General features: G+C 43.1%; 7 protein-coding genes and 2 pseudogenes. 5 read left to right on the top strand and 4 right to left on the bottom strand.

Features of this window, described 5'->3' with window-relative positions; genetic code table 11:
* The 3 genes and pseudogenes from pgi to ACEYV4_RS08705 form a co-directional block, all read left to right on the top strand.
* Window positions 1-309, top strand: a pseudogene (gene pgi, locus ACEYV4_RS08715) (glucose-6-phosphate isomerase); the annotation flags it as partial.
* 13 nt (window positions 310-322) lie between these two features.
* Complete coding sequence (scrK, locus tag ACEYV4_RS08710) at window positions 323-1,201, top strand: fructokinase ScrK (protein WP_373842908.1); 879 nt, start codon at window positions 323-325, stop codon at window positions 1,199-1,201.
* A 37-nt stretch (window positions 1,202-1,238) separates the two neighbouring features.
* The gene (locus tag ACEYV4_RS08705) at window positions 1,239-1,502 is read left to right on the top strand and encodes a SemiSWEET family transporter (protein WP_373842907.1); all 264 of its coding nucleotides are present in this window, start codon (window positions 1,239-1,241) and stop codon (window positions 1,500-1,502) included.
* Between the two features lie 73 nt (window positions 1,503-1,575).
* Here the strand turns inward: ACEYV4_RS08705 and ACEYV4_RS08700 are convergent, their stop codons facing one another.
* On the bottom strand, window positions 1,576-2,064 hold the full coding sequence (locus ACEYV4_RS08700) for a prolyl-tRNA synthetase associated domain-containing protein (protein WP_373842906.1): 489 nt from the start codon (window positions 2,062-2,064) through the stop codon (window positions 1,576-1,578).
* Between the two features lie 94 nt (window positions 2,065-2,158).
* Between ACEYV4_RS08700 and cls the strand changes: the two genes are divergently transcribed.
* Entirely contained in the window at window positions 2,159-3,649 is a 1,491-nt protein-coding gene (cls, locus tag ACEYV4_RS08695; RefSeq protein ID WP_373842905.1) for a cardiolipin synthase, read from the top strand.
* A gap of 70 nt (window positions 3,650-3,719) precedes the next feature.
* Here cls and cysK read toward each other — a convergent pair whose 3' ends face one another.
* The 3 genes from cysK to greA form a co-directional block, all read right to left on the bottom strand.
* The gene (gene cysK / locus ACEYV4_RS08690; protein ID WP_373842904.1) at window positions 3,720-4,649 is read right to left on the bottom strand and encodes a cysteine synthase A; all 930 of its coding nucleotides are present in this window, start codon (window positions 4,647-4,649) and stop codon (window positions 3,720-3,722) included.
* Between the two features lie 6 nt (window positions 4,650-4,655).
* Window positions 4,656-5,489: a homoserine O-succinyltransferase gene (locus ACEYV4_RS08685; protein WP_373842903.1), complete on the bottom strand. Its 834-nt coding sequence runs from the start codon at window positions 5,487-5,489 to the stop codon at window positions 4,656-4,658.
* 295 nt (window positions 5,490-5,784) lie between these two features.
* Window positions 5,785-6,285 (bottom strand): transcription elongation factor GreA, encoded by a 501-nt coding sequence (gene greA / locus ACEYV4_RS08680; protein WP_373842902.1) that lies wholly within the window; start codon window positions 6,283-6,285, stop codon window positions 5,785-5,787.
* 88 nt (window positions 6,286-6,373) lie between these two features.
* Between greA and ACEYV4_RS08675 the strand changes: the two are divergent.
* A pseudogene (locus ACEYV4_RS08675) lies at window positions 6,374-7,036 on the top strand (hypothetical protein); the annotation flags it as partial.
* Window positions 7,037-7,161 lie beyond the last annotated feature (125 nt).

Here is a 7,161-nt window from a genome sequence, read left to right as displayed (position 1 = left end):
AAGTACTTGGAAGGGAAGACGATGGACTTCGCAAATACCAAGGCCTATGAAGCCGTGGTGGCTGCCCACACTGCTGGTGGGGTTCCGGTCATGACCGTTCACATTCCAGAAGAAAACGAATATACGCTTGGCTACCTAATTTACTTCTTTGAAGTGGCCATGGGAATCTCTGGTTACTTGAATGGAATTAATCCATTTAACCAGCCTGGTGTTGAAGCATACAAGGTCAATATGTTTGGCCTGCTTGGCAAGCCAGGTTACGAAGAGGTCGGCAAGAAATTGCGGGCTGAGATGGACAAGAATAACTAAGGAGGACGACAACATGTTATTAGGAAGTATTGAAGCCGGCGGGACTAAGTTCGTCTGTGCCGTTGGTAACGTTAACTATCAGGTTAAGGATTCCATTCACATTCCAACGACTACCCCGGCCGAAACCCTTCAGAAGTGCATTGATTGGTTTGACCAGTATAAAGATGATCTTTCTGCGATTGGGATTGCCTCGTTCGGTCCAATCGAAATTCGCAAGAGTTCACCAAAGTATGGTTACATTACCGATACTCCTAAGAAGGGTTGGGCAAATACTGATTTTGTTGGACCCTTCAAGAAGCACTTCAACGTTCCGATCGCTTGGACAACGGATGTCAACGGTTCGGCCTATGGTGAATATGTCCTTTCTACCCTGTTTAACAAGCGAATTCATTCCCTAGTTTATTACACAATTGGAACTGGTTGTGGTGCCGGAGCCGTTATCGACGGAAAATTTGTCGGTGAACTTGGCCACCCCGAAATGGGCCATATTCGCTTAAAGCGGCACCCTGATGACTTAGACTTCAAGGGTATTTGCCCATTCCATGGTGACTGTTTGGAAGGCTTAGTCAGCGGCCCGACTTTTGAAGCCCGGACCGGGAAGAAGGGGCAAGATATCCCCTTGACCGACCACGTTTGGGACATTGAAGCCTATTACGTTGCCCAGGCCGCTCTAGATGCGACCTTGATGTTCCGCCCAGCACAGATTGTCTTCGGTGGCGGGGTTGTCAGTGAACCATTCCTAAAGAAAGTTCGTCGTGAATTCAAAAAGTTATTGAATAATTACGTTGACGTTGGTGACGTTGACCAGTACATCACAATGCCATTAGCCAAGCATAATGGCTCAGCTACAATTGGTGATTTTGCCTTGGCACTGCAAGCGGCTACTAACTGAATGAAAGAGAAAATTAATTAAAAGGGGTACTTAAATTATGAAGGAAACAAGATTTATCCGGGTTTTGAGTGTAATTGCCAGTGTGATTGCGGTTTGTATGTACGTTTCATATATCCCACAGATTATTAACAACCTTCACGGCGCTTACTGTGCACCACTTCAACCCTTTGTTGCTGGCTTAAACTGTACACTTTGGTCAATCTATGCTTGGTTTAAGAGTGAACGTGATTGGGCGGTCTTTGTGGCTAACTTCCCAGGAATTTTCTTTGGCTTCATTACTTTCTTTACAGCCTTGCACTAATCAATTGTGAATCATAATTAATTTTAATTTGAGAAGCACACTTACCTGTTTAAGATAAGTGTGCTTCTCTTACTTATAGTTTAATAACGTGAACCGGGAATCCATGCTTTTCCAAGAATTTCCATAAATCATTAGTTTTAAGAATGACGGTCATCGTGTTGTCGTTAGGATGACATCCAATTCGTGAAGCGTTGACAACCGTTTGATCAACGTAAAGGATGACATCGTGTTCGGTATTGTTGAGTAGGCCGAAAGGTGATACGGCACCGGGAGTCAGGCCTAATTTTGCTTGTAAATCGTCTAATGAAGCAAAACTGACTCGTGGCGCATGGGTTACGGAACGAAAGCGCTGTTGATCGAGTCGTTTGTTGTCTGCAAGAAGCAATAAGTAATAGTGTTGGTGTTTATCAGTGGTTAAGAAGAGATTCTTAGTACGGGCAAATTCTTCTCCCTGGACAAACTGGTCTGCCTGACTAGCGGTGTAGACGGCTGGATGGTGGATTAATTTGTAAGAAATATGGGCACGTTTTAATTGATTTAGGACTTTTTGTGCAGCTGACATAGTGATTCCTTCTTTCAAGACAATTATATCAATGAAATGAGTGTCAAATTAGGTGGGAGTATAATAAGAAAGATAATAATGAGGGGGAAGAACTATGAATATTATCTGGACGTGGGACGTCATCCGACGAATCATTGAAGTCCTTTGGTTGGTCAACATTGGTTTTGCCATGTGGACGGTCTTTCGCACCCGGCGTGATATTGCCTCAACCTGGGCCTGGTTGTTGGTCTTATCAGTCTTACCAGTCATTGGCTTTATCATTTATTTGTTTGTCGGTCGCAAGTTATCAAGTGATGATATCTTTAATATTCGTGCCGAAGAGAAGGCCTTCCAGCAAAAAATTGTTGATAAACAAAAACAATTGGTGGATGATCATCAATTATTGTCACCTAATGGTCGCCTGGCGCGGGCCCGCCAATTGATTAAGCTCTCGTTGAGCCTTAATCATTCGGTGGTGACTTTTAATAATCAGGTTCATATTTTTATCGATGGCCATCAGCTCTTTGATAAATTAATCGAAGATATCAATGCGGCTCAAGACCATGTTTACATTGAGTTTTATACGTTTTATGCGGATCAATTAGGCAAGCGTGTGTTGACCGCTTTGGAAAAGGCCGCCGCACGTGGAGTGATCGTTAAAGTACTCTATGATCTGAGCGGTTCGCGGGGAACAACCAACCGTTTCTTTAGTCATTTGGAACAACTGGGTGGGTTAGCGCAGCCCTTCAATTCTAAGGCCAATAAGCGTTTTACCACGCCTCGTTTAAACTATCACCTTCACCGAAAAATTGTCGTAATTGACGGCAGAATTGGGTATATTGGTGGCTTCAATATTGGGAACCAATATTTGGGAGTCAATCCTAAGTTTGGTTATTGGCGTGACACCCACTTACGAATCATTGGCCAAGCGGCGATGATCCTGACTGCCCGTTTTGCCATGGATTGGAATACTACCTGCCGGAAAACCGGTAAGCAACGAATTGATTTGGAAAAGGCCTTTGCAGGCTTTCAAGTTGAATTGCCACATAGTACGAATGACGTGGTGATGCAAATTACTTCCTCTGGCCCTGATAATGACAATTTTGCGATTCGCCGGGGCTATGAATCGATTATTAGTTCGGCTCGCCGTTATGTTTATATTCAGACGCCATACCTGATTCCCGGGGAACCGATCCTGGAATCCTTGATCATTGCGGCCCGGAGTGGAATCGATGTCCGTATCATGGTGCCTTGTATGCCTGATCATCCTTTTGTTTACCGTGCCACAGAGTATTATGCTAAGTACCTGGTTAATAACGGTGTAAAGGTTTACAAGTATAATAACGGATTTATCCACGCCAAGACGATGGTCAGTGGTAACAATCTGGCGTCAGTGGGGTCGGCTAACCAGGACTATCGGTCCTATCGACTTAATTTTGAGGCCAATGCCTTTACTTATAATGAACAATTGACAGCTAAATTGAAACGGATTTTTGAAAATGACTTGAAAGATAGTACCCAGTTGACACCAGAGTATTTTAACAACCAATCGCGGTGGCGCAAGTTCAAGCAATACTTCTCACGACTACTAGCGCCGATCTTATAATACCAAGAAATCCAAAAGAGGAGCGGTTCATTTACAAACCGCTCCTCTTTTAATTATTGTAATTAATAAATTAGTAATCAAACATTTCAGTAGACAGGTACCGATCACCGCCATCAGGAGAAACGGTGATGACTTTCTTGCCACGACCAAGTTTCTTGGCTAGTTCAATGGCTCCTTTGATATTGGCACCGGCAGAGATCCCAACCAGAATTCCTTCTTGGTGCGCTACCTTGCGGGCCATGGCAATGGCATCGTCACTCTTGATTTCGATGATACCATCGTACACGTTTTTATCTAATACCTGAGGAACAAAGCCGGCAGAAATGCCTTGAATCTTGTGCTTGCCACCATGACCTTCTTTGAGTACCGGTGATTCAGCAGGTTCCAGAGCGTAAACCTTGGTGGCTGGTTGTGCCTTCTTTAAGGCGTGACCAATCCCAGTCAGAGTGCCACCAGTACCAACTCCAGCGACAAAAGCATCTGGTAAGTTATCAGCACCAAAAGCATCAATGATTTCCTGCCCGGTAGCTTTTTCATGAATCTCCGGATTGGCAGGGTTATCAAACTGCATTGGCATATAATAACCCTTCTCCTTGACCAGTTCTTTTGCTTTGGCAATGGCACCTTTCATTCCGTCGGCACCAGGTGTTAAGACTAGTTCGGCTCCGTAACCTTGCATGAGCTTCCGTCGTTCTACACTCATTGTTTCTGGCATGGTAATGACAAGGTGATACCCCTTAGCAGCAGCAACCATTGCAAGGCCAACACCGGTGTTGCCGGAAGTTGGTTCTACAATTGTGCCACCGGCGGTCAGCTTACCGGTTTTTTCAGCATCTTCGAGCATTGCTAGAGCAATCCGATCTTTGATAGAACCAGCGGGGTTAAAGAATTCAAGCTTAACGTAGACGTCAGCTGCTCCTTCTGGGACGACTCGCTGCAGTTTAACGATCGGGGTATTACCGATTAAATCAGTGATGGAATTAACGATTTTTTTAGTCATAATGATCTACTCCTTTACCAAAACTTTGTATTTTGTATTTTTATTTTGAGCAACAATGTGTAGCCAATTATCAAAGAAAATTTGTTGGGCTGGTTGCCACTTGAACTGTGGTGCCCGCATATGAATTGGGTCAAGAAAGTAATTTTGTGGTTTGGCATAATCCCAATTGGGATGGGCATTCTTTTCTCGATGATATTCTTTTAAGAGTGCATTGCGACCATATTCTAGGTGTGAGAAAAGAAAGTACTGTTGACGGTTGCGAGCACGAAAAGAGAAGAGCTGGCCGTCTACCGTAGTAGCCTCCAGAATCAGTTCTGGATGGGCACTAATCTGGCGATAGTCAAGTTCAGCGTAACGGGCGTGAGGAGCTAAGAAGCCATCTGGCAACCCCGTTAGAAGGCGACTAGAATTAAGAATATGATTAGGATAGACCCCAAAAAGTTTTCTCGGTAACTGGTGCTTTTCAATATCATATAGGTAATTGGCAGCAGCCATTGCTCCCCAGCAAATGTAAAGTTGCGGAATGTTTAATTTTACCAGTTGGTCAATTAGCCGGTGAAGTTCATCGATATAGGTGATCTTATTGAAAGGTAACCGTTCAATTGGTGCACCGGTAATAATAAATGCATCGTATTGGTTAATTTGATTTAATTCCAAGGGTTGCGAAATCCGTTTAACCAAGTTAGGGACGGGACGGCTTAAATAGTGCGTCTGTGGATACAGAAAGGTTATTTCAACTGGTCGGGCGGACCGGGTTAAAACATGCCGAAAACGGCGTTGAGTGTCGACCTTATCGTGCATCAGGTTAAGAATCCCGACCTTAAGAGGGGCAGTGGTCATAATTTAATCACCTCGCAATTCAAAAAAATGGTACAAAAAAACTGCTGTTAATTTCAAATATAATGTCAATGCATAGGAAAAAGTCCACCATTATCAAATAATGCTAGACTAAATTAATTTGAAATTAACAACAGTAATTATTGTAACGGGGATGAGTTAGTTTTGAGTTTATTAATGGCATAACGACCACTCCTTAAGTCAATCACTTATTAATTGTTAGTGATATTTTAACCTGGTTAGGCTGCAATGTCAATTAAAAGCTTGGTTGATTTGTAAAATACCTCGGAAACACTGCCTAGACCAATTGAACCTTGATAATTTTGACCTGGTAAGCCGTTTGTGGTGCTTGGACGGTTACCGTTTCACCAACCTGATGATGCATAACTGCTTTACCGAGTGGTGAGTCAAAAGTAATCTTTTGTTTAGTGAGGTCAGCCTCTTGCTTGCCGACAATTTGGTAGTTAGTAATTTCATTATCGTCCATGAATTTAAGGGTCACAATGGTACCCAAGTCGACTTGGTGATTATCGGTAGGAGTGATGATTTGGGCATATTGGAGTTGCTTGTTGAGGTAACGAAGACGGCTTTCAAGATGGCGTAGTTCCCGTTTAGCAGTACTATATTCGGTGTTTTCAGACAAGTCACCAAGGGCCCGAGCAGCTTTGAGCTGGGCAATTTTGCCGGGCCGTTGTTTTTGTAAATCAGTAATTTGATTTTCAATTTCATGATAACCGTTAGCGGTCATTTTTTGAAAATAGACGTGCTTCATTTCTTCAACGATCTTTTTGCGCTTCATGGTAGCCATTCCTTTCTTTTCTCGCTATTTCACAATTATGGTATCATAGAATAGAAATTTAATTTGGAGACGGAGGATAATTGACAAAATGAACGAGCAAGAAGAACATTTAAAGCAGTTCCTCACTTCGTCCACGTATCAACAACTTTCTGCTAATCAGCAGAAGCATGCTCAGGACATCCTGACCCGTTTTAATCAGCATATGTTAAACGAGCAGCATTTGGCCGACACCGCGTGGACGCCCCAGGCGGTAAAAGAAGTGATGGTCGGTGATTTTATCGCGGATCCGGCTTTGACTAACCAGTTTGGAATTGCCGTAGCTCCGGTTTTAAAAGCCTACCAAAAGTTTTTACAGGTTGATCAGTTAAAAGCAATTGAAAAGGCAATTGATGATCAGCGGGTAAACATGAATGCTTGTCGAAAAGCCCACCAGACCTGGGCCCAGTTACATGGTGAAAAGACAACCGCTAACCAGTCAAGTCAACCAACTACATCTGAACATAGTTCTAAGCCATCTAGGCCAGAACGGGCAGATTGGTCACCGGCTAAGTTAGATCAGTTCATCAAGCGGGCTAAACAGGCGGTTGCTACCGCACCAGAATTCCAACACCAGTTCTTAGCAACTGCGGAACAACAATATATTGTCGGTGAGTTTTTAACGTTAATTCACCAAGAGTTCAACCAATATCCCGGTGAATGGGAATTTGGTGACTTGCAACGGGTATTGGGGATGATGATGCCCTTAGACCCATTCCTAGATTGAGTTCTAGGGATGCTATTTTTTGCATAAAATTAAACATTCTAAGACTTAAATTAAAAATATTAATTAAATTTGAAAAATATATTGAAAAATCGGAGACCGTAAAATAGTTTGTG

The sequence above is a fragment of the Limosilactobacillus sp. genome (genome assembly GCF_041859915.1).
Classification (GTDB): Bacteria; Bacillota; Bacilli; order Lactobacillales; family Lactobacillaceae; genus Limosilactobacillus.
Note: the sequence above shows the minus strand (reverse complement) of the source record. Positions and strands in the feature narration are given on the sequence as shown.

What these genes read in the sequence shown, in the direction of transcription:
- ACEYV4_RS08705 (WP_373842907.1), top strand. Translation starts at nt 1,239, where the DNA reads ATGAAGGAAACAAGATTTATCCGGGTTTTGAGTGTAATTGCCAGTGTG.
- ACEYV4_RS08700 (WP_373842906.1), bottom strand. Translation starts at nt 2,064, where the DNA reads ATGTCAGCTGCACAAAAAGTCCTAAATCAATTAAAACGTGCCCATATT.
- greA (WP_373842902.1), bottom strand. Translation starts at nt 6,285, where the DNA reads ATGAAGCGCAAAAAGATCGTTGAAGAAATGAAGCACGTCTATTTTCAA.
- ACEYV4_RS08685 (WP_373842903.1), bottom strand. Translation starts at nt 5,489, where the DNA reads ATGACCACTGCCCCTCTTAAGGTCGGGATTCTTAACCTGATGCACGAT.
- cysK (WP_373842904.1), bottom strand. Translation starts at nt 4,649, where the DNA reads ATGACTAAAAAAATCGTTAATTCCATCACTGATTTAATCGGTAATACC.
- cls (WP_373842905.1), top strand. Translation starts at nt 2,159, where the DNA reads ATGAATATTATCTGGACGTGGGACGTCATCCGACGAATCATTGAAGTC.
- scrK (WP_373842908.1), top strand. Translation starts at nt 323, where the DNA reads ATGTTATTAGGAAGTATTGAAGCCGGCGGGACTAAGTTCGTCTGTGCC.